This is a genomic window from Vibrio sp. M250220 (assembly GCF_036533795.1).
Taxonomy (GTDB): Bacteria; Pseudomonadota; Gammaproteobacteria; order Enterobacterales; family Vibrionaceae; genus Vibrio.
In genome coordinates, this window is the sequence record NZ_JATABI010000055.1 from 1 (window position 1) to 21,113 (window position 21,113).

General features: G+C 43.8%; 19 protein-coding genes, 2 tRNA genes and 1 pseudogene. 10 read left to right on the forward strand and 12 right to left on the reverse strand.

The window, feature by feature from the left end:
* The first annotated feature begins 185 nt into the window (after positions 1-185).
* Positions 186-359, forward strand: coding sequence for a hypothetical protein (locus QTN94_RS16895; protein WP_331428324.1), 174 nt, complete (start codon positions 186-188; stop codon positions 357-359).
* A 353-nt stretch (positions 360-712) separates the two neighbouring features.
* Here the strand turns inward: QTN94_RS16895 and QTN94_RS16900 are convergent, their stop codons facing one another.
* Both QTN94_RS16900 and metG read right to left on the reverse strand, forming a co-directional pair.
* Complete coding sequence (locus tag QTN94_RS16900) at positions 713-1,525, reverse strand: hypothetical protein (RefSeq protein ID WP_331428325.1); 813 nt, start codon at positions 1,523-1,525, stop codon at positions 713-715.
* A 199-nt stretch (positions 1,526-1,724) separates the two neighbouring features.
* Positions 1,725-3,800 (reverse strand): methionine--tRNA ligase, encoded by a 2,076-nt coding sequence (gene metG / locus QTN94_RS16905; RefSeq protein ID WP_331428326.1) that lies wholly within the window; start codon positions 3,798-3,800, stop codon positions 1,725-1,727.
* 157 nt (positions 3,801-3,957) lie between these two features.
* Between metG and apbC the strand changes: the two genes are divergently transcribed.
* The 4 genes from apbC (at position 3,958) to QTN94_RS16925 (ending at position 10,318) form a co-directional block, all read left to right on the forward strand.
* Positions 3,958-5,031 (forward strand): iron-sulfur cluster carrier protein ApbC, encoded by a 1,074-nt coding sequence (apbC, locus tag QTN94_RS16910; RefSeq protein ID WP_331428327.1) that lies wholly within the window; start codon positions 3,958-3,960, stop codon positions 5,029-5,031.
* Between the two features lie 247 nt (positions 5,032-5,278).
* Positions 5,279-5,920 (forward strand): uridine kinase, encoded by a 642-nt coding sequence (gene udk, locus QTN94_RS16915; protein ID WP_331428328.1) that lies wholly within the window; start codon positions 5,279-5,281, stop codon positions 5,918-5,920.
* A gap of 154 nt (positions 5,921-6,074) precedes the next feature.
* Positions 6,075-8,228: an AsmA family protein gene (locus QTN94_RS16920; protein ID WP_331428329.1), complete on the forward strand. Its 2,154-nt coding sequence runs from the start codon at positions 6,075-6,077 to the stop codon at positions 8,226-8,228.
* A 479-nt stretch (positions 8,229-8,707) separates the two neighbouring features.
* Positions 8,708-10,318 (forward strand): methyl-accepting chemotaxis protein, encoded by a 1,611-nt coding sequence (locus QTN94_RS16925; protein WP_331428330.1) that lies wholly within the window; start codon positions 8,708-8,710, stop codon positions 10,316-10,318.
* Positions 10,319-10,366: 48 nt separating this feature from the next.
* On the opposite strand, the gene cobO is transcribed toward QTN94_RS16925, so the two are convergent.
* Positions 10,367-10,972 carry a cob(I)yrinic acid a,c-diamide adenosyltransferase gene (gene cobO / locus QTN94_RS16930; RefSeq protein ID WP_331428331.1) on the reverse strand — a complete coding sequence of 202 codons (606 nt, stop codon included), beginning with the start codon at positions 10,970-10,972 and terminating at the stop codon, positions 10,367-10,369.
* A gap of 110 nt (positions 10,973-11,082) precedes the next feature.
* Here cobO and QTN94_RS16935 point away from each other — a divergent pair, with 110 nt between their 5' ends.
* A complete protein-coding gene (locus QTN94_RS16935; protein ID WP_331417386.1) occupies positions 11,083-11,535 on the forward strand; it encodes a low molecular weight protein-tyrosine-phosphatase in 453 nt (150 codons plus the stop codon).
* Between the two features lie 42 nt (positions 11,536-11,577).
* Here QTN94_RS16935 and QTN94_RS16940 read toward each other — a convergent pair whose 3' ends face one another.
* From QTN94_RS16940 to sodB, 3 genes are all read right to left on the reverse strand, one after another.
* Complete coding sequence (locus tag QTN94_RS16940; protein WP_331428332.1) at positions 11,578-12,240, reverse strand: SDR family oxidoreductase; 663 nt, start codon at positions 12,238-12,240, stop codon at positions 11,578-11,580.
* A gap of 197 nt (positions 12,241-12,437) precedes the next feature.
* Entirely contained in the window at positions 12,438-12,941 is a 504-nt protein-coding gene (locus tag QTN94_RS16945) for a VC2046/SO_2500 family protein (RefSeq protein WP_138973589.1), read from the reverse strand.
* A gap of 133 nt (positions 12,942-13,074) precedes the next feature.
* Positions 13,075-13,659, reverse strand: a complete 585-nt coding sequence (sodB, locus tag QTN94_RS16950; protein WP_069446954.1) for a superoxide dismutase [Fe] — start codon at positions 13,657-13,659, stop codon at positions 13,075-13,077.
* Positions 13,660-13,962: 303 nt separating this feature from the next.
* On the opposite strand from sodB, the gene QTN94_RS16955 reads away from it, so the two are divergent.
* Both QTN94_RS16955 and QTN94_RS16960 read left to right on the forward strand, forming a co-directional pair.
* Entirely contained in the window at positions 13,963-14,298 is a 336-nt protein-coding gene (locus QTN94_RS16955; RefSeq protein WP_138973587.1) for a Grx4 family monothiol glutaredoxin, read from the forward strand.
* An 85-nt stretch (positions 14,299-14,383) separates the two neighbouring features.
* A complete protein-coding gene (locus QTN94_RS16960; protein ID WP_331428333.1) occupies positions 14,384-16,339 on the forward strand; it encodes a DNA topoisomerase III in 1,956 nt (651 codons plus the stop codon).
* Here the strand turns inward: QTN94_RS16960 and QTN94_RS16965 are convergent.
* From QTN94_RS16965 to QTN94_RS16980, 4 genes and pseudogenes are all read right to left on the reverse strand, one after another.
* Complete coding sequence (locus QTN94_RS16965; protein ID WP_331428334.1) at positions 16,336-17,313, reverse strand: DUF3080 domain-containing protein; 978 nt, start codon at positions 17,311-17,313, stop codon at positions 16,336-16,338. The genes QTN94_RS16960 and QTN94_RS16965 overlap by 4 nt on opposite strands.
* Position 17,314: 1 nt before the next feature.
* On the reverse strand, positions 17,315-18,127 hold the full coding sequence (locus QTN94_RS16970; protein WP_331417392.1) for an AraC family transcriptional regulator: 813 nt from the start codon (positions 18,125-18,127) through the stop codon (positions 17,315-17,317).
* 16 nt (positions 18,128-18,143) lie between these two features.
* Positions 18,144-18,686, reverse strand: coding sequence for a YbhB/YbcL family Raf kinase inhibitor-like protein (locus tag QTN94_RS16975; RefSeq protein WP_443088804.1), 543 nt, complete (start codon positions 18,684-18,686; stop codon positions 18,144-18,146).
* 248 nt (positions 18,687-18,934) lie between these two features.
* Positions 18,935-19,066, reverse strand: a pseudogene (locus QTN94_RS16980) (LacI family transcriptional regulator); the annotation flags it as partial.
* An 82-nt stretch (positions 19,067-19,148) separates the two neighbouring features.
* On the opposite strand from QTN94_RS16980, the gene QTN94_RS16985 reads away from it, so the two are divergent.
* Both QTN94_RS16985 and QTN94_RS16990 read left to right on the forward strand, forming a co-directional pair.
* Complete coding sequence (locus tag QTN94_RS16985) at positions 19,149-20,072, forward strand: histone deacetylase family protein (protein ID WP_331428337.1); 924 nt, start codon at positions 19,149-19,151, stop codon at positions 20,070-20,072.
* A gap of 12 nt (positions 20,073-20,084) precedes the next feature.
* Complete coding sequence (locus QTN94_RS16990) at positions 20,085-20,567, forward strand: NUDIX domain-containing protein (protein WP_138973581.1); 483 nt, start codon at positions 20,085-20,087, stop codon at positions 20,565-20,567.
* A gap of 165 nt (positions 20,568-20,732) precedes the next feature.
* On the opposite strand, the gene QTN94_RS16995 is transcribed toward QTN94_RS16990, so the two are convergent.
* Both QTN94_RS16995 and QTN94_RS17000 read right to left on the reverse strand, forming a co-directional pair.
* A tRNA-Ser gene (locus QTN94_RS16995) sits at positions 20,733-20,823 on the reverse strand.
* A 174-nt stretch (positions 20,824-20,997) separates the two neighbouring features.
* Positions 20,998-21,074, reverse strand: a tRNA-Pro gene (locus QTN94_RS17000).
* Positions 21,075-21,113 lie beyond the last annotated feature (39 nt).

The following is a 21,113-nucleotide window of genomic DNA, read 5'->3' on the forward strand; positions in this document are numbered from 1 at the left end:
ATCCAAAAACTGACCGTGATGGTGTTGTCGGAATTTATTCAGTTTTATTTAGGAAAAAATTCCGCTTAAATTTCTAATTGCCTAGATGCAAGCTCGAATAAAATGTAGGACAATTCTTTGAATCATATTTATTTATCGAGATATGGTATAAGTTAGTTCTATAAATCTGACTTACTGGTGACTGAATGAAGTTTAGTGAAATAAAATCAGAGCTGGAAGGGCTCAATAACCAGCAGCTCAGAAATATCAAACAAGAAGTTGACAAAATCTTGAGTGAAATGGAGAAGTCTGGGCAATTACTCACTGATGAAGAGCTTGACTTCATCAGTGCGCTTTATAAGGATGAAGATTACAGTTAATCGTACGTTTGACTGGGACTCTGTGCATCAACTCATCCAAGTGCCTCTTGCATCAACATTAACTAGGATTCGCTGCCAACCATTATCGCTTGCCCTCACCTTATAACCCAACAAGAGTTGTAAGCGTTCACCTGCAGACCATTGACAATAAAGTGTGAATTAACGCAATTGATCTAACATTGTTAATTTAGTGCTCATTTCTAGCCGTCATGCTCAACGCATGAAAAAGAAAATCGCTCAAAGATCTTATCCCTTGAGGCGTCTGTCCTCTCAAGAAATACTCAAGAAATAGAAATGGGTAGCGTGCTTGCTACCCATTGTTGAGTGTCGTGTTGACGGCTTAGCACTTGGCGTTAACTAAATGCGATTTTAGGTAACGGCAGATAGAGACTTTCAGTCATGTCAGACAACATTTGGTCATACACTTGTGAGATAACCAAGGATATGTCAGTGGTTAGTTGGTACAGCTCGTCACTGGTCATCTCTAGTGCATCATTGGCATTGAGTTCTGTCAGTGTATGCATTGCCTTGGAACTCAATGGTGACGCAACAGAAAGCGGGCTAATCAATGAAAGTTGGCTCAGTTTGCGTCGAGTTTTATCACAGTAGTATTTCACTCGCATCATACCTTCAGGATGGTCAAGATCCTGAACTGATATTCTTAGTTGGGTGAGCGTCTCCATACTATCGAGTACCTGCTGCCAGTTCATATGATATTCGTCACTAATGTCTTCTCGGCCAGATTCAATCAGCCATGCAATCGCGATTTCATCCATTAAAAACATACAGTGGCGAATGGTTTTACCGTGAATAATCTGATTCCGTGCCACTGTTCGGTGTTGCCACTCTTGGTGCAGAGATTTGAGCTTTAATTGCAAAATTCGATACATTGGCTTGTTTTCGAACTGGGCTGTAGCGATAAGTGTATTGGAGTGGTCCATCATCGAATCGAAAATGCCCGCCAGTGTGTTTTGTTGGCGCTCAAAATCTTGGCTAGTCAATGCTTGATGTGTGATGGCTCTATGTTGTCGGCTAAGCAGCAATAGTTGGCGCAGCAGAACTAAAATCTCGAATTTTCGTTCAAGACCGGAATGACGTTTCTTTGAATGGTGAAACAGGGTTGCAAGAATCGTCAGGGACAAGATTAGTGAAAAAAGCACAAACATAACTTACTCCTTGTTAATGTTAACCTACAAAGTGGTAGAGCAGATATGGTGCCAATTCTAATTTTATTAAAATTCAATCAGTTAAATTTTGTTATTGAATTATTTTGAACCGATTTGGTGCATAAAGCACTGATAATGTGAGGGACATAAAAAAGCCCCACTCGATGAGTAGGGCTCTGAGTTAGACGATTTATTCAGTTTACATGACGCGCATGCCAGGCTGAGCGCCTTCGTGTGGTTCAAGGATCCACAATTCGCTGCCACCAGGGCCAGCGGCTAGGATCATACCTTCAGACATACCAAACTTCATTTTGCGAGGTTTTAGGTTTGCTACCATTACGGTTAGCTTACCTTCCAGTTCTTCAGGTTTGTAAGCCGATTTAATGCCCGAGAAAACCTGACGAGTTTCACCGCCGATATCAAGCTGGAACTTGAGTAGTTTGTCTGCTTTTGGCACTTCTTCACATGAGATAATACGTGCGATACGCATGTCCACTGCGGCGAAAGCGTCAAATTCAATCTCGTCAGCGATTGGATCTTTGTCGAGTTCTGTTTGGCTAGCTTGGTTCTTTTCAGCTTCAGCTTTCTCTTTCGCTGCTACTTCAGCGGCAGCATCTTGCTTAGACGCTTCAACCATATCTTCAACTTTTTTAGGATCGATGCGGTTGAATAGTGCCTTGAACTTCGTGATTTCATGAGCGGTCAGTGGCGTCGCAATGCCATCCCAAGTGAGTTCTTCGTTCAGGAATGCTTCAGTGCGCGCAGCAAGCTCTGGCATCACTGGCTTGAGGTATGTCATCAGTACGCGGAATAGGTTAATACCTACAGAACAGATGTCTTGCAGCTCTTGGTCTTTACCTTCTTCTTTCGCCACTACCCACGGTGCTTTCTCGTCAACATACTGGTTCGCTTTATCTGCTAGTGCGGTGATTTCACGAATAGCACGACCAAACTCACGAGTTTCGTAAAGTTCTGCGATACGATCTGCCGCCGCCGCAAACTCGTTGTATAGCTCAGGTTCAGCGAAGTTTGCCGATAGCTTGCCTTCAAAACGTTTAGAAATGAAGCCAGCGTTACGAGAAGCAAGGTTCACAATCTTATTAACTACGTCAGCATTAACGCGTTGAGTGAAGTCTTCAAGGTTAAGATCCAGATCGTCGATACGGCTGTTGAGTTTCGCTGCATAGTAGTAACGCAGACATTCAGGATCTAGGTGCTCTAGGTAAGTCGCTGCCTTGATGAATGTGCCTTTCGACTTAGACATTTTTGCACCGTTAACCGTTACGTAGCCGTGTACGAATACGTTATTTGGTTTACGGAAACCACTGCCTTCTAGCATTGCTGGCCAGAATAGAGAGTGGAAGTACACGATGTCTTTACCGATGAAGTGGTATAGCTCGGTCGTGCTGTCTTTTTTCCAGTACTCATCGAAGTCTAGGTCGTCACGTTTGTTACATAGATTCTTGAATGAAGCCATGTAGCCAACTGGCGCGTCTAGCCAAACATAGAAGAATTTGTCTTTCTCACCTGGGATCTCGAAGCCAAAGTAAGGCGCATCACGCGAGATATCCCATTGTTGAAGACCAGATTCGAACCACTCTTGCATCTTGTTTGCAGTTTCAGCTTGTAGCGAACCAGAGCGAGTCCACTCTTTTAGCATGTTTTCAAACTGAGGTAGGTCGAAGAAGAAGTGTTCAGAATCTTTCATTACAGGTGTTGCACCAGATACTGCTGATTTAGGATCAATCAGTTCAGTAGGGCTGTATGTCTCACCACAGTTGTCACAGTTGTCGCCGTATTGATCTTCAGACTTACACTTAGGGCAAGTACCTTTCACGAAACGGTCTGGAAGGAACATCTCTTTTTCAGGATCGAAAAGCTGAGAGATAGTACGGCTAGAGATAAAGCCATTTTTTTTCAGTTCCAGATAGATGTGAGATGCAAGCTCACGGTTCTCTTCTGAATGAGTGCTGTGGTAGTTATCAAAGCTAATATCGAAGCCAGCGAAGTCTTTTTGGTGTTCTTCACTTACTGCAGCGATCATCTCTTCTGGCGTCATACCCATCTGTTGTGCTTTTAGCATGATTGGCGTGCCGTGAGCATCGTCAGCACAGATGAAGTTTACAGTGTTGCCGCGTAGGCGTTGGTAGCGAACCCAGATGTCAGCTTGAATGTGCTCAAGTATGTGACCTAGGTGAATCGAACCGTTAGCGTACGGAAGGGCACAAGTGACCAGCAGTTTCCTTGGATCAAGAGTTCTTGGATCGTTTGCCATACTTAATATTCGCTTCTTAGGATGTATAAAAAAATAGAGAGTAATACTACCTTATCCAACCAGTGACTCCAAGGTACCAGTTACAGGAATACCCTAGTTTTTTCATGGTTCAGTCTAGGCTGACAGAGTGTTACGATTAGATGCATAAGGAGGACCTATGCGTCAATTCAGTTCAAAGCAAGATTTTTGTGATTGGTTAAACCAATTTGAGCATTCAAGCTTAGCGCCACAGTGGGCGTCAGTAGCCAAGATCGTTAGTGTTGAAGCGGCGGGCTTTAAGATAGAAATTCCTTTTGCAGCTAGCGGTTTAGTTGAGGAGCTGACTGACTGGATAGCGGCTGCTCAATCGAAAGGTGAGGTGGCGTCGTTTTCGTATGATATTCTTGTTGCACCAAAAGCCCTTGAGACACACGTTGCCTCACAGGTGAAAGGGGTAAAAAATGTTATTGCTGTTACGTCAGCAAAAGGTGGAGTAGGTAAATCGACGACATCGGTAAACCTTGCACTTGCGCTGTCAAAATCTGGTGCAAAGGTCGGATTGCTTGATGCAGACATCTATGGCCCATCGGTTCCTCTTATGCTAGGGCAGACAGAGGCTCAGCCAGAAGTTAGAGATGGCAAGTGGATGCAGCCGATTGTTGCCCATGGTATTTACACACATTCAATCGGTTACTTGGTTTCAAAAGATGAAGCGGCTATTTGGCGTGGCCCTATGGCGGCGAAAGCGTTGGCTCAACTTCTCAATGAAACCGAATGGCCTGAGCTAGATTACTTAGTTATCGATATGCCGCCAGGTACGGGTGATATCCAGTTAACGCTTGCCCAGCAAGTCCCAGTCACGGGTGCGGTTATCGTCACGACACCGCAAGACCTAGCGTTGGCCGATGCGCGTAAAGGTGCAGCCATGTTTAAAAAAGTAGACGTTCCTGTGGTTGGCATTGTCGAAAACATGAGTTACCACATCTGTAGTCACTGTGGCGAAAAAGAGCACATCTTTGGTGCTGGTGGTGCAGAAAAAATGTCCAATGAGTATGGCTTAGACTTGTTAGCTCAAATCCCTCTACACATTCAAATGCGAGAAGATATCGACCGAGGCGAGCCGACAGTCGCTGCTCGACCTGAGTCTGAGCATGGAAGACAATATCTCACCTTGGCGGAAGCAGTAAGCTCGAGATTGTACTGGCAGGGCAAAGCAAAACCCGATTCAATACTGTTTACCATGGTCGAATAATCAGTAGTGTGGTCAAAAAAAGAGCGTTCATTTAGCGCTCTTTTTAATTCTTATTCCGTGTAATCGATTGCGCTGAAAACTTTTATTCCATTTACGTAAATCGGCTTAATAGCGACTGGCAACTCACCTCTTAACTCCCTATAATCAGGCGGTTTATCTAAATTTGTCCTAATACACAGAGCTCGGTTCGATGAGCACTGCTAGTATTAGCATATGACACCAATCTAATTCATCGGGTGCAAGAATAATGTCTGATAATAATCAATGCGTCATCGTCGGTATTGCTGGCGCGTCTGCTTCTGGAAAAAGTTTAATCGCTAGCACTATCTACAACGAATTACGTGCGAAAGTGGGCGATCATCAAATTGGTGTGATTACGGAAGATTGCTATTACAACGACCAAGGCCATCTGAGTATGGATGAGCGTGTAAAAACCAACTATGACCACCCAAGCGCACTCGATCATGATCTGCTGTGCGAACACCTAGAGCAGTTAGTTAAGGGACAAGCAGTAGAAGTACCTGAGTACAGCTACACTAAGCACACCCGTACAGAAAACACCACAACAATGACGCCTAAGAAAGTCATTATCCTTGAAGGTATCCTTCTTCTGACCGATCCTCGTCTACGTGACCTGATGCACGCGACGGTATTTATGGATACGCCGTTGGATATCTGTCTGCTACGTCGTGTAAAACGTGATGTAGAAGAGCGCGGCCGCACAATGGATTCAGTGCTTAAACAGTACCAAGAAACCGTTCGTCCAATGTTTATGCAGTTTATCGAGCCATCAAAGCAATATGCAGACATTATTGTACCTCGTGGCGGTAAAAACCGTATCGCGATTGATGTGCTAAAAGCTCACATTGCAAAACTTTTGAAAGCTTAATACCGAATAAACGCTTAAGACTTTATTTTTTATGAGATAAGTGGCACTTTTAGTGCCACTTTCTTTTTATGGTCGTCTGATATTCTGCCACGATCATTTATACTTGGAGCTTGCCTCTTTTTTTTGGTGTGCTCACCAAGCAAGGATACTGCTGATGAAGAAACTATTACTAATAATAGCCATCCCTGTAATTGCTATTCTTGGTGCGATTATCGCGTTGGTTACCCTCGTTAACCCCAACCAATTTAAACCACTAATTGTCGAACAAGCCAAAACTCAAACTGGGTTAGATCTGGTCATCGACGGTGACATTAGCTGGCAGTTTTTCCCATCGATTGGCTTTGAGCTAGGTCAGACTGAATTGCGTAACCCGCAAGGTTTTGAGCAGCTGAATATGTTTAAAGTCGATACGGTAGGGATTGATGTCTCTGTCATGCCTTTGTTTAACAAACAGCTCGAAATTGGCAACATCACACTGGATGGTGCTGCGTTCTCATTAGAAACGCTAAAAGATGGTACGCGAAATATTGATGCTCTTACTCAGGCACAAAACGCTCAGGCAGATACCGCCACTTCAGCGCCGACAACAGATGTTGCTTCTGAGCCAGCCGAGCAGAGCTCAGAAACCCCAAGTTCCGCGCCGGCTTGGAGTATCAATGTAGCGGGTGTCACAATCTCTAACGCTTCGGTTGATGTTCAGGATAAACAGGCAGGCTCGTTTACTAAACTTTACGATGTATCACTAAATCTGTCTGAATTTGCCGCAGAAAAATGGACCAAAGTCGAGTTTGCTGCCAAAGGTGAAAACAATCAGCAGAAGTTCAGTGCTAAAGGTGATGCTGAATTCAAGCTGGCTACAGGTTTCACGCAATACGCTCTGCGCAATATAAATCTCGAGGCAAGCATGAGTGATCCTGCCACTCGTATTGATAGTGTTAAGCTCGGCCTAGAGACGTTCGAGTTTGATAAAGCTAATGCGTTAACCTACTCAGTCATAGGTAATGCGGCTGGTCTTGATATTGATATGAAAGGCTCTGCTTCGTTAACCGTTGATCAGGCGATTACCAAAGTATTAATGAACCAATTGATACTAGATGCACAATTCAAAGGCGAGACTTTGCCACAATCGCCGATGAAAGTGGATATGGCATCAGACCTATCGTTTGACCTAGTTAAAAGTCACTTAAGCTTTGTACTAGAGAAATTAACTGCCAACGCACTGCAATTTGACGGTAAAGCGGATGTGACGCTCGTGGAGATTCCAAAAATTCGTTTTGCGTTGCACAGCCCTAATATTGATTTAGATGAGTTTTTAGGCCTTCATCAGCCAGCCGAAGAGCAGAAACAAGCTTCTTCTCCAGCACAAAAATCTGAACAGAAACCATCTGAAACATCGCCTAAGAAACCTGTTGAAGAGGTTGAACCTGATTTAACGGCATTAAAAACGTTGGATATAGAAGGTGATATTAGTATCGACAAATTCAAAGCGAGTAATGCCAAAATGCAGAATGTTAAAGCAAGCTTCTCTGTGAATCGTGGTGTTGCTGAACTGACTTCATTTACGTCCAATTTGTATGAGGGCTCAATTAGTGCAACTGCACGTTTAGATGCACGTAAATCACCAGCCAGCTATACGGCTATAAAACGCATCAAAGGTGTTAAAGTGCTGCCTTTACTGAAGGATGTAGCTAACAATGAGACCTTAGAAGGGACGGGTAACATTGATGTTGACGTAAAAGGTACTAGCCTGACGCCAACTGGCATTAAGAAGAACTTAGTCGGCAATGTGGTGATTAACTTCGAAGATGGCGCAGTTAATGGTATTAACGTCGCTCAGTTAATTCGTGAGAACTATGCAAAGATCAAAGGCGAAAAAGTTGAGTCCGTTGATCAAGTGCAAAAAACTGACTTCAGTGCGATGAAAGCAACACTTAAGCTTAACAAGGGCAATGTGTCGACTAACGATTTGACCATGCAATCACCATTGCTGCGCATTCGTGGTACAGGCAGTGCCAATTACCTCAATGAAACGGTTGATTTTACCGTCAGTACATCGATTGTCGGCTCTTTAGAAGGGCAAGGTGGCAAGGACATTGATGAACTCAAAGACGTAACCATTCCTATCAATATATCTGGTCACTGGTCTGAACCTAAGTTCAAGCTCGTGTTCGATGATGTGCTGAAACAGAAAGCGGAAAAAGAAATTGATCGTGGTCTGAAAAAGCTCGATGAGAAATTAGGTGACAAAATCAAAGATGAAAAAACCAAGGAAGCGGTTAACAGCTTAATTAAAGGCTTGTTTAACTAACATCTGACATTTTGTTATATAAAAAAAGGGCTTCTGATTTATTAGAAGCCCTTTTTTACGATTGTAAGGTTATTCTGGTCAGGTTGTTGGCTTGGTGTTCTAACCTAAGTCAATTAAATTAGAATGCCACGCATATATCATCAATATTATCTTTATCATCAAGTTGTCCTCGCAACAGTACCCGTGATATTACAACGAAGACATGAGTACATTCATCCTCGTATCTATTGAGAGTGCCATTACTTGTCGTGAATAAACTTAAATAATAACAATCTAATAGAGCTATTTTTGCTTGTGGTCGCATTGTTTGGAATAAATCTCTGTGGGAATGAAATCCTTTTGGGATAGGTTCTAAGTGATAGTTCCTACATTGATTTCGGTATTATCCTACAGATTCGTGCGTTTTTTGTTGTTATCATGTTAAGCAATTCAACCGTGTTTAATAAGGCGTACATGTGTACGAATAGTTGGTGTAATAAATGAAAAATTTTTTTCGTGGATTAGGTATAAAAAGTAAGTTAAATATTTCTTTTGTCGCTATATTAATTTCATTTTCTTCAGTTTATATCCTTAAGCAAGGACAAATGAACGACGAGATAGTCACTTTGTCTGAGATTTCTCACTCAGCACTCACCTCCATAAATGCAATTAATGACAACGAAATACAGCCAACCTATGAGATCAGGTTATTATTTCTTAAAGCATCAACGCGCAAGGAGTTCGAGAGTGAGTTTTTAAAGTTATTGACAGAATGGCGCCAAAACTTTGAAAAGGGCTTCATTGATGATGGTAAGGCAACCACTGTTGCTCGAAAAAATAAGTTTAATAATTACTATGAACATGCAAAAGAGCTGGTCAACTATAAGAGGAAATACTCGACGGATAGTGACGAGTTTGACTTGTACTTGCAAAAGGCTGATATGTTGGCATTGGAATTAATTACATCACTTGCAGATTTTTCTGATGAGATGAATGCCAGTATTAGAAATGAATTTAAACAGTCAAAGCAAGATGTAGAGGAAATTACCATTGATAGCTATATAGAAATATCTATTATATTTATTGTTGCTTTAATTTTCTCTTGGTATATTTCAAATGGTTTATCAAAATCTATTAATAACATTGTTTTGGCTTTGCAAAAAATGGCAAGTGGAGATTTTACTGTTGTTAGTTCGTATGAAGGTAACAATGAAATAGGTCTTTTGTCAAAGTCTATTAATCAGCTATCAGAATCCGTTTCTAAAATTATCAAAACGATGAATTCGAATGGTCTTAATGTGGCTTCATCTGCGACTGAGCTATCATCGGTGATGCAACAATCAAAAGATAATGCGATACAAGAGCGAGAGCAGTTTAATCAAATTAGCGTTTCAATTACGGAGTTGTCTTGTACCGCTAAAGAGGTAAATAGCAACGCATCTCTTGCAGAGGAAGCATCGAAAAAAGCGCAGCAACATATTTCACTGGGTCGAAGCCGAGTTGATTGCTCTCAAGAAATTGGATTGAAGATCTCTGGTTCTATTCATGGCTCTGCCCAAGTGATGATGGCGCTGAAGGAACATTCGAGCAATATTGGTCAAGTAGTAGAAGTAATCAATGGTATTTCAGAACAAACGAACTTGCTGGCTCTCAATGCAGCGATAGAGGCAGCTCGAGCTGGAGAGCAAGGAAGAGGTTTTGCTGTTGTAGCAGATGAAGTGAGAAGCTTAGCGGTTAGAACACAAGAATCAACATCAGAGATTCAGAGTGTTATTGGGGCGCTTCAAGATCAAGCTGAAACGGTCTATAGACAGATTCAAGATAATTTAGAGTTGCTAAAAGAGAGTGAAGACATTTCCCAGCAAGTTTTGAATGCTTTTATGGATATCGACTCCTCTGTGCAAAAAATTTCTGAACAAAATACGCTAGTCTCGGCGGCTTCGTCAGAGCAGGTGCAGGTGACGGAGTCTATTTCAGAGAACATTACGCTTCTATCTGGGCTCGTAACAGATAACAGCGAAAGCATTGAACATTGTTTTGAAGCTTCTGACGAACTTGCTCGTTTATCTGAGGATCAAAAGGAGCTATTAGGTCGTTTCATTGTCGAGTAGCTTTGTACTCCAAGCACCTAGAGTCTTACATCTAGGTGTTTGTCTAGGTTACCAGTCGACGCCTTTGAGGGCTTTTACACCTGACTCAAAAGCATGTTTGACGTTTTTCACTTCGGACACCGTATCTGCAAGCTCGATCAATGTACGATGAGCTGCGCGACCTGTGATCACTACAGATTGCATCTTAGGACGGTTGGTCAGTGCGTCGACAACCTCGTCTAAGTCTATGTAGCCGTAACTAACCATATAGGTCAGTTCGTCAAACAGGATAACGTTGAGCGACTCATCTTTAAGCATTCGTTTACACTCCTGCCAGACGATTTGCGCTGCTTCTGTATCGGCTGCTTTATTCTGTGTTTCCCATGTAAAGCCAGTAGCCATTACTTGGAACTCTACGCCGAGCTTTTCAAGAAGATTACGCTCACTATTGTCCCATGTCCCTTTAATAAACTGAGCAACGGAACATTTGAGGCCATGGCCTACTGCACGTGCAATCGTACCAAATCCAGAAGTGGATTTTCCTTTGCCATTGCCAGTAATCACCAACAACAATCCTTTCTCTTCCTGAGCTGCCGCGACTTTCGCATCGACCTCTTGTTTTACTTTTTGTTGCCTTGCTTTGTGACGTGCTTCTTTGTTGCTCTCAGAGACCATGGTTATTCCTTTTTTATTAAGTCACTTTGTGGATATGATAACCGATTCAAGTTGATGCAAACACCTACCAGTTTTATGGACAACTAATAGCTAGCGAGGAGGCTAGGTCGATGGCGAAGAGAATACTCGTCGTATGTATGGGAAACATATGTCGTTCACCAACTGGTGAAGCTATATTGAGAGCTAAGGCAAGCCAGCGAGGTATTGACGTTGAAGTTGATTCCGCAGGTACAATTGGTTATCACCAAGGCAATCCACCAGATGCGCGTTCCAAAGAGGCGGGAGAGAAACGCGGCTATTCATTTAAAGGCATTCGCTCAAGGAAAATTGTTAGCAGTGATTTTGAAGCTTTTGACCTCATTCTTGCTGCAGACAGAGACAATAAAGCGGATCTTATTTCCCAGTGTCCGGCCCATTTTCAGTACAAGATTCGACTATTTTTAAGCTATACCAATTCAAGCTACGATGAAATTCCAGATCCATACTACGGCGGTGATAGCGGATTTGAGTTGGTGTTGGATCTCATTGAAGAAGCGTCTGAGAAAATTCTAGATTCTCTATAAACAACTGTCGCTCACCATTTTCAATACTTAGTGGTGAGCACTCTAAGCAGCCATCACACGACCACTAAAGTAGTCATTAGAGACAATATATTCTGTGTTCCGAATCAACTCATCTTGTACTTCAGCCCAATGGGTATCGTCATGCTCAAGAGCAGGTACAACACCAGCAACTCGAATATTAAATGGCGTTAGTTCACGAGCCCAGCTTTGGGTGAAGCCAACGACCATCGAGGCGGCATTGTCAAAACCTGATAAATCCTGATATTCCGGATGTGCAATGACATTAACAATCACGCCATTTTTCTTCTCTTGCCGCATGCGTTCTGCGGTTGCTTGACCAAAACTGAACATGGTTGCTGCCATTAGGGAGAGCTTTTGGGTAAACAATGCACTGGCTTGTTGATCAAAAATGTGGGGCATGGCTTCTGCCGTCAATGCATTAATTAATACATCTGGTGAGCGTTTGACGGAGCTATCCATAAAACCGAACAGGTCTTGAATTGAGCTTAGTGAATGATCTTGAATCGTGAACTGGAATACATTGTCGGAGATCTCACTGCACAGATGATAGGTCTGTTTTAATTGTGGATTGTTTACATCACACAAAACCACGGTCGCCCCAAGCGAGGTGAAGTGATACGCAAGAGTACTCCCGATCTGAGAACCTGCTGATGTGATTAAAACGACAGCTTTTTTTATATCCATTGGCTTACCCCCCATAAGCAATGTACGCGCAAAAAGGTGTCCACATATCATGGTAGATTAACTGTGACTTAGTTGTGAATAAGGTCAAATAACCTTAGTGAGATGGAAGGTTATTTACGATTCTTTGGTGCTATTCACACATTGGCGGGATCTTGCTAGTGGAGTAGCACATTTAAGACAAAAATAGAATGATGGTGCTAAGCTTGTGCTTGAATTTGGAAAGTACGCTGAGCTTTGATTAATTGGTTATAAAGATCGATAGGCATCAAAGACTTAGGTTCTTTTTCACTGAGCAGCCTTCGCTGATGACCCGACAGGTTATGGTAGACCTCTTCTGGCAAGTCATGAGTCTCTTCTGGCAGATAGGTCAGAGCGTCAGGTTTTAAGTAATGACACAGTTTTGCACTCGGTAAACCGGAGCTATGAAAGAGAGATGCTTGCTGGGCAGAAAGTTCATAGGAGCTTTGATCTGAACGCAATTGTTGTGGGCCTTGCAACTCGAAGCGTTTGCGTAACGCTTGCTCACTGGTGTCCACTTGGTCAATTTTTTCCGTCGGCGTGTTGTCGCGAACGTCATCAGAGAACATTGACAGAATTAGCGCAAAGTCTGCACGACGACCTTCGTGTACGGCATGGTTGATCCCATTACCGAACTGAAGTTCGTTGATAATTGCTGCTTTGTCTAAAGTATGAATCTGCATAATGCCTCTCGAGTGTTGCTTTTATAGCGACTTAGCTTCGAAAAACTTTAGGAAAATCATAGTGAGAAAAGCAAAAAAGCCAGCGAAATGCTGGCTTTTAATATGACTAAATTTTAATCCTAGGGAAGATGGATTATTTTGCTAGGTTTTCTGCAACGAAGTCCCAGTTAACCAGTGCCCAGAAACCGTTCATGTAGTCTGGACGTAGGTTACGGTAATCGATGTAGTAAGCGTGTTCCCATAGGTCAACAGTTAGAAGTGGTGTTGTGCCTTCTTCTGTTAGAGGAGTCGCTGCATTAGATGTGTTTACGATCTCTAGAGAGCCGTCTGCTTTCTTAACAAGCCAAGTCCAAGAAGAACCGAAGTTGTTGATAGCAGAATCTGTGAATTTTGCTTTGAACTCTTCGAAAGAACCGAATGCAGCGTTGATTGCATCTGCAACTGCACCTGTTGGTTCACCACCTGCGTTAGGCGCTAGACAGTGCCAGTAGAAAGTGTGGTTCCAGATTTGAGCTGCGTTGTTGAAAACACCACCAGTAGAAGTCTTAACGATTTCTTCTAGAGTTTTGCCTTCAAACTCAGTGCCTGGGATTAGGCCGTTAAGCTTTACAACGTAAGTGTTGTGGTGCTTACCGTGGTGGAAATCTAGAGTTTCTGCTGAGATGTGTGGTTCTAGTGCGTCTTTCGCGTAAGGAAGAGCTGGTAGTTCAAATGCCATTGCTCAATTCTCCATTGATGAGAAAGGGTTGCCCCTCTCGATTGCTTCCAGTGTTATTTATTAGTCATGGTCAGTGAATCACCAACCATGATCAATTTGCTGACTTGCGCTCTAGTTTAGCAAGTTTTTACTTTATTAAAAGCGCAGGGTGACATTTTCTATATGAAATTTCTTTATTAGTTAAGCTCAGCAAGTCTCAAAAGCATAACCTTGTAAATAACCATAGATATTATAGGCTTTTTATTCTGCGCTAATGGTTTAGAATGTCCAGAATATTTGCAGTAACTCCATTAAGAGGAAGCAATGGAAACTATCGATAAAATTAAACAGCAAATCGCAGAAAACTCTATCCTTCTATACATGAAGGGTTCTCCTAAACTACCTAGCTGCGGTTTCTCTTCACAAGCGGCACAAGCGCTGATGGCTTGTGGCGAGAAGTTTGCGTACGTAGACATTCTTCAAAACCCTGATATACGTGCAGAGCTACCAGCTTACGCACAGTGGCCAACTTTCCCTCAACTATGGATTGAAGGCGAGCTTATCGGTGGTTGTGACATTATCATTGAAATGTTCCAGAAAGGTGAACTTCAGCCTCTAGTAAAAGAAGCGGCTGAGCGTGCAGCGTCTGACGAAGAATAATACTGTTTAAATTTACAGTTTTTCTTGATTTATAAGGGCCACATTCGATAATGTGGCCCTTATTGTTTTTAGCTAGTCCTACTTTATGTCACGTCTGTTTATCGCTGAAAAACCCAGCCTAGGTCGCGCGATTGCTGCGGCACTGCCTGGCCCTAAAAAAAACGAGCAAGGATTTATTCGCTGTGGTAGCGGTGATGTGGTGACTTGGTGCATCGGTCACTTGCTTGAACAGGTAGAGCCTGATGCGTATGACGAACGCTATAAAAAATGGAATCTGGCAGATCTTCCGATTGTGCCGGAACAGTGGCAATTAAGACCACGAAAGTCTGCCAGCAAACAGTTAACCGTCGTCCGAAAATTGCTTAAAGAATCGAGTCAGATAATCCACGCTGGCGACCCAGATCGAGAAGGGCAACTGCTGGTGGACGAGGTGCTCGATTATTGCAAAGTAAGTAAATCGAAGAAGGATGCGACCCAACGTCTGTTGATCAGCGACCTCAACTTACCTGCAGTGAAACGCGCTTTGAACCAAATGCGCAGTAATCGTGACTTTATTCCACTGTCAATCTCCGCATTAGCTCGCTCCCGTGCAGACTGGCTTTACGGTATGAATATGTCTCGAGCGTATACCTTGCTTGGTCAAAAGGCTGGCTATCAGGGGGTACTGTCTGTCGGTCGAGTGCAGACGCCGGTACTTGGACTGGTTGTACGTCGTGACGAAGAGATCGAGAACTTCATCCCTCGTGACTACTTCACATTGCACGCACTGATTCCCTACCAAGATGGCTCGCATCCGTTTGATATCCGAGCGCGTTGGAAGCCAAGTGAAGCGTGTAAACCATGGCAAGATGAAGAAGGGCGGGTATTAAACCGCAAGTTGGTCGAAAATGTTGCTCAGCGAATAGCGAATCAACCAGCCAAAGTGGTTGAGTCTGAGCAGAAACAGACGAAGCAATCAGCGCCACTGCCATATTCGCTTTCAGCACTACAAATTGACGCAGCAAAACGTTTTGGTATGAGTGCTCAGCAGGTTCTGGATACCTGTCAATCGCTGTACGAAAAACACAAGTTGATTACTTATCCCCGCTCTGACTGCCGTTACTTGCCGCTTGAGCACTATGGTCAAGCTAGTAGTGTTTGTGACGCTGTCGCTAACAATGCCAAGGAGCTTGGTGAGGCGGTAAAGGGTGCAAACCTTAGCCTTAAATCAAAAGCGTGGAATGATAAAAAAGTCGACGCTCACCATGCGATTATTCCGACGCCAAAGAAAGCCTCACACAATGCGCTTTCTGCGAACGAGATGAAGATCTATCAACAGATCGCAAGACAATATCTAATGCAGTTTTACCCAGCGGCAGTCTACGCCGAAGCGAAATTGGTGTTTGATATTGTTGGAGGAACCTTTATTGCTAAAGGTCGTCAGTTGGTGTCCGCTGGCTGGAAAGAGTTGCTGGGCAAAGTGGATGATGAAGATTCTGGGGTAGATACGGTTCCACCACTGCCTGAAGGTAGTGTACTCACTTGCCGTGAGGGTGAAATTAAAGATCGCCAAACTGAGCCGCCGAAGCACTTTACGGAAGCGACGCTGCTACAAGCCATGACGGGTATTGCCCGTTTTGTCGCAGATAAAGAGCTAAAGAAGATTCTTAAAGAAACCGACGGCTTAGGCACAGAAGCCACACGTGCAGGGATTCTTGATACGCTGTTTAAGCGCCAGTTACTGCAACGACAGGGTAAGTCGATTCTCAGTACGCCAGCGGGTCGCGGTTTGATCCACGCGTTGCCGAGTGACTCTACATTCCCAGACATGACGGCAAACTGGGAGCACCAGTTGCAAGGTATGGCTGATCGCAATCAGGCATATCTGCCGTTTATGCAGGCGCTACAGCAACGAATTGATGACCTGATGGCTCAAGTTCGTAGTGGTGACGTTCCGCAATCTCTACGTCACTTACCGCAAGTAGAGCGCCCTGCCTACAAGCGTAAAAACGCTCGATATCGCAAAAAACCTGCGACGAAAACGGCGCCTAAGTCCGGTTAGCCGAGCTGACGACCACAGCGTTTAAAGAGCTGCTGCCAGTAGTCAACGTGGCGGCGTATGGCTAACCGAAAAGCTTGATGGTTTTGCGCTAACGGATAAACATAATTGTGAATATCAGGTTGAGGAGCAAACAGAGTCAAGTTTGCGGATAGGTTCTGATAATATCGGTCGAGCTGAGCCATATAAGGTTGGACTTTGGCGACATACTGCTGTTCGAAGACATTGTTCAAGTACTGGTATTTTGTAGTATTGCGGTTGGGCTGGCAGAGAACACTATGATCATATTCGGTAAGCTGCAGCGTGACCAGATTGAGCTTACTGGTCGCCATGACAAGAGAGTAGTTTAGATTGCCAACGATGTTATTTTTCTCCAGTATTTCTTGAACGTCGATGGTTTTCTCTTCGGATTGATGGAAGGCGAGATTGAGTCTAGTTAGCGCTTCATTGACCTCAGATACCGTTTGACCAAGATTAGCCTCTAACCACTGACTTCCTTGTAACTGTTTTTGCATCGCTTCACTAGTAAAGAGCAAGTTCCACTGATGCAATGCCAACTGTGCGCGTTTGTGTGCCCCTATCTCTGCCAGCACTTGCTGTAATTCTGGATCAAGTTGCGGACTATTAATACAACGTGACAAGCCATCCAATAGTGCATTTTGATAATCGTAGTTGCGAAACTCATCAGCGACTTTACCCAGTACGGAGTTTCGCTCAGCAATCAAGTTAAATAAGCCACACTGACGCAGTTGATAGCTATCGAGCAGCCCAATAGATATCGAGGGTATCTCAATATATAGGTCGCGCTTGCGAGGTAGATTGACATAGTCTTCCAATGTGCTCTCCACTTGGGGCGCATTTTGAATCCGTACCACCCGAGTAAGATAGTCATCGAAGAAAACGCTTGGGCGGTCAGATTGACAGGCGGTCAGAATCCAACAAGCCACGACTACTAACCCCAATGCCGACTTTGTCATTCTAATGCACCTTTGCTTGAGCGGTGTGAGACATATCGCTGTTTACGGTCTGCATATAGTCTGCCGGTGTTAAACCGAACTTAGATCTAAATCGTTGCGTAAAACGTTGTTCAGATTGATAGCCACACATATAAGCGAGTTGGAGGACACTCCAGTTTCTTGTTTGCATTAAATTGAGAGCGTGATTGAGCCTCACTTCGGTAAGCACATCGCGATATTGGGTGCCTTCTTTTTTGAGTCGGCGCATAAAGGTCGCTCGACTAATCGCAAAGTGACTAGCGACTTCTTCTAATGGGTGAGTGTCACTCGGAGATTGGGCAAGATAACGAGTCAGTTGCTGGCTAAACGAGGTTTGTTCGCTACTAAACAGGCAGTGAAGCGCTCCTCGCTCAGCTAACTGCTGATAAAGTGGAGCCAGCCAAAGACGCTGCGTGGCGTGACTCATTGTTTTTAAGTCGAGAGTAAAAAGAACATTTAGCGTCTGTTCAATCGCTTTATCGTTTTTGATCCAAGATTGTTGAAGCCTATTGGCATTGTCGTTGCTGAGTTGAATCAAACTTTGTGGGGCAGGGTGGTGAAAACTGAATACCCGAGATAGAAAAGCCCCTTTATCTGGAAGATTCTCAAAGCTAAATCGAGAAGAAGCCTCGCACAGCAATAAGGTTGACGAGGCAAGATCTACCGTCCCTTGATTAATGAACAGCCTTTTACTGCCAGATAATATTTGAATCAGGCTAGGAGAGTGAATTGTCACATTACGGAGCTTTTGGAGCTGCTGTGCTCGAAACGTTGTCACTTGATAGAGGTGAGTCATCACATCTCCTTTTCGATTAGCGAGTGTATGTGGCTGTTAGTGTCGCTTTGTCTAAAGCCATACTATTAAGAGTAAATCCTACTACGGCAGCAGGTGTGTCTTTGTTGAGCCCTAGTTCAGCTTTAGGCAGAGCCCAAACGGTAAATTGGTATCGATGCATGCCGTCAGAGATCGGAGGACAGGCACCACCAAATCCAACCGAACCATAATCTATACGAACTTCTTTCCCACCAAGCTCACTGATGTTCGCTGCTCTTGGCAGTTGAGTTGTTTCTAGTGGAATATCAATGGCAATCCAATGCCAAAAACCGCTGCCTGTTGGGGCATCTGGATCGTAAGCGGTGATAGCGAAACTTTTGGTACCTTGAGGAATCTCTTTCCAACTCAATTGTGGTGAGAGGTTACCTCCATCGCATCCCCAGCCGGCATACTCAAAGGTTTTTGCCATTGGATGACCTTCCTGAATATCGCTACTGGTGAGCTGTAATGCACTCGCGGCGCCCGAAAAAGCGATGCTGGTGGCTGAAAGTAACGCCAAGCCAAGTGTGTGCTTACTCATTTTCATATTAACCTTCCTTATCTCTGATGTTTAAAGTGTTTTTAACCACTACAGATTAGAGAAAGCGCAAGATGGTAACTAAGCAATAAGTATCATCATAATCTAAAATGTGATCAATTTTGATACTTATAGTGATTTGATAAGCTCTGTAAGCAACCTGAAGCTGAGCTTCGCCGGATTGACGACTATAACTCAAGGTAGATGCATTGATAGTCGTTGTTAACCTATGCTCTCACGCGCAGCTAGCCTTAACGGTAAATCGATTTTGTTGATTGGCGGACAATCAGCTCCATCGGCGGTAAACGCACCTCGTGCTTGTTGCCATTCAATAGATTGAGAATCGACTCTGCGTAGACTACACCAGTTTCCTCGACTATTTGACCACTGAAGTCGATGAGTAGCCTTGCAACCAAATAACCAACTGATAACATGAGCCGTAATCTTTGCTCAAATCGAACCAATATGATCCCTCTGATTTATCACTCGCTTTATTCACAATTAGCTCTACCTGCTGGGCATCGTTACCCTATCAACAAGTACCGCTTATTGTTTGAAGCCATTGAAGAACAAAGAGGGAAAGATCCTCAATGGCTCCGCAGTCTGCACTATGTTGAGCCTCAGCCATTATCGCAGCAGCAAGTCAGTCAGTGTCACTGCCCCGACTACATTGATTCATTGATAACCGGAAAGCTTGGCGTCACTAAAATGCGCCGAATTGGTTTTCCCTGGAGTGAGCAGTTGATCAATCGGACTTTAATGTCGGCTGGTGGAACCTGTGAAACCGTTCGGCAGGCATACAATAACGGGGTCGCGATTCATCTCAGTGGTGGCTATCATCATGCACATTACGATTTTGGCAGTGGCTTCTGCCTAATTAATGATCTCGTGCTTGCCGCCAAGCAAGGGCTAGATATAGAAGGTGTCGATAAGATTTTAATCGTGGATAGTGATGTGCATCACGGTGACGGTACAGCGACCTTATGCGATGGAGATGCGCGGATTATTACCCTCTCTTTTCATTGCGATAAGAATTTTCCCGCGCGTAAACCCGATTCGGATTTAGATGTTGCCCTGCCAAGAGACGCTGATGATACAGAATTTCTTTCGGCATTTACTTCCGTTGTTGAGATGGCGATCAATCTTCATCAACCTGATGTTATTCTTTATGACGCAGGCGTCGATATTCATCAGGATGATGAGCTAGGCTATTTAAATGTAACGAGTGAAGCGATTTACGCGCGTGATCAGTTTATGTTTGAGTTAGCGAAACAGAAGCAGATCCCCATCGCTTGTGTGGTTGGGGGCGGTTATCGAAGTGAGCATCAAGAGTTGGTTCCAATCCACATGCAACTGATTCGTGCGGCGATAAACACTTATGGACGTTAATAAGGAGCACTCATGGAGCATCGCATCCGAGGGGCAGGGCTATTGATAAAAGATGGTGCAATGTTGCTGCTAAAGGTGAAAGACTTTAGCGGTGAATATTGGATTCCGCCAGGTGGGGGAATGGAAGCTTGTGACCAGAGCTCCAAGGCCTGTGTGGTGCGAGAGTTTAAAGAAGAGGCAGGAATAGAGGTAGAGGTCGGCGAGCTTATCTGCGTCAGGGAGTTTTTGGAGACACACACCAATCGTTATCATGCAGAGTTTTTCTATCTTATCGACAGCTACCTTGGCGTTCCGCATACAAGAAACCTGCGTGGTCTTAATGATGAAAGGTATATTCAATCTGTAGAATGGGTCCCGATTCCCGAGTTAGTTGACTTACGCATCTACCCTAAAGAGCTAAAAAACAAGGCGCTGGATTTGATTGAATCAGGACTGTTTTCCACCCATCTAGGTAGTTACGTCCAAGGTCAGTATGAAAACATCAATCAGCTATAGAACGGTGATTTGCAACTCAACGTCAACGACGTCAGAAGGTGGCTACTGTTTGAATGTCTATTGAGTCTCATTAAGTACATCTGTGCTACCTTTCTGTGCAAGATGATTTCTGAGGCTATAGATACGAAAAAACCGCTGTAAAAACAGCGGTTTAATCTTTAAAAGTGGCGGAGAGATAGGGATTTGAACCCTAGATACGCTATTAACGTATGCCGGTTTTCAAGACCGGTGCTTTCAACCACTCAGCCATCTCTCCGTTGTTGAAGCGCATAATATAGAGGTTCACAAATCTTGTAAACCCCTAATTTTATTGTTTGCTTTAATATTGAGCGGTTGAAAGTAAAAAGGTGTTTAAGCGAGTGTTTTTTTATACTTTAGGCTGCTTTGAGGCAATAAAAAAGAGAGCCGAAGCTCTCTTTTTTTAGGTGTATGGTCGGACTGAGAGGATTTGAACCTCCGACCCCCGACACCCCATGACGGTGCGCTACCAAGCTGCGCTACAGTCCGATGCCCATAATCTAATCTTAATTACGCTGTGGGTCAATC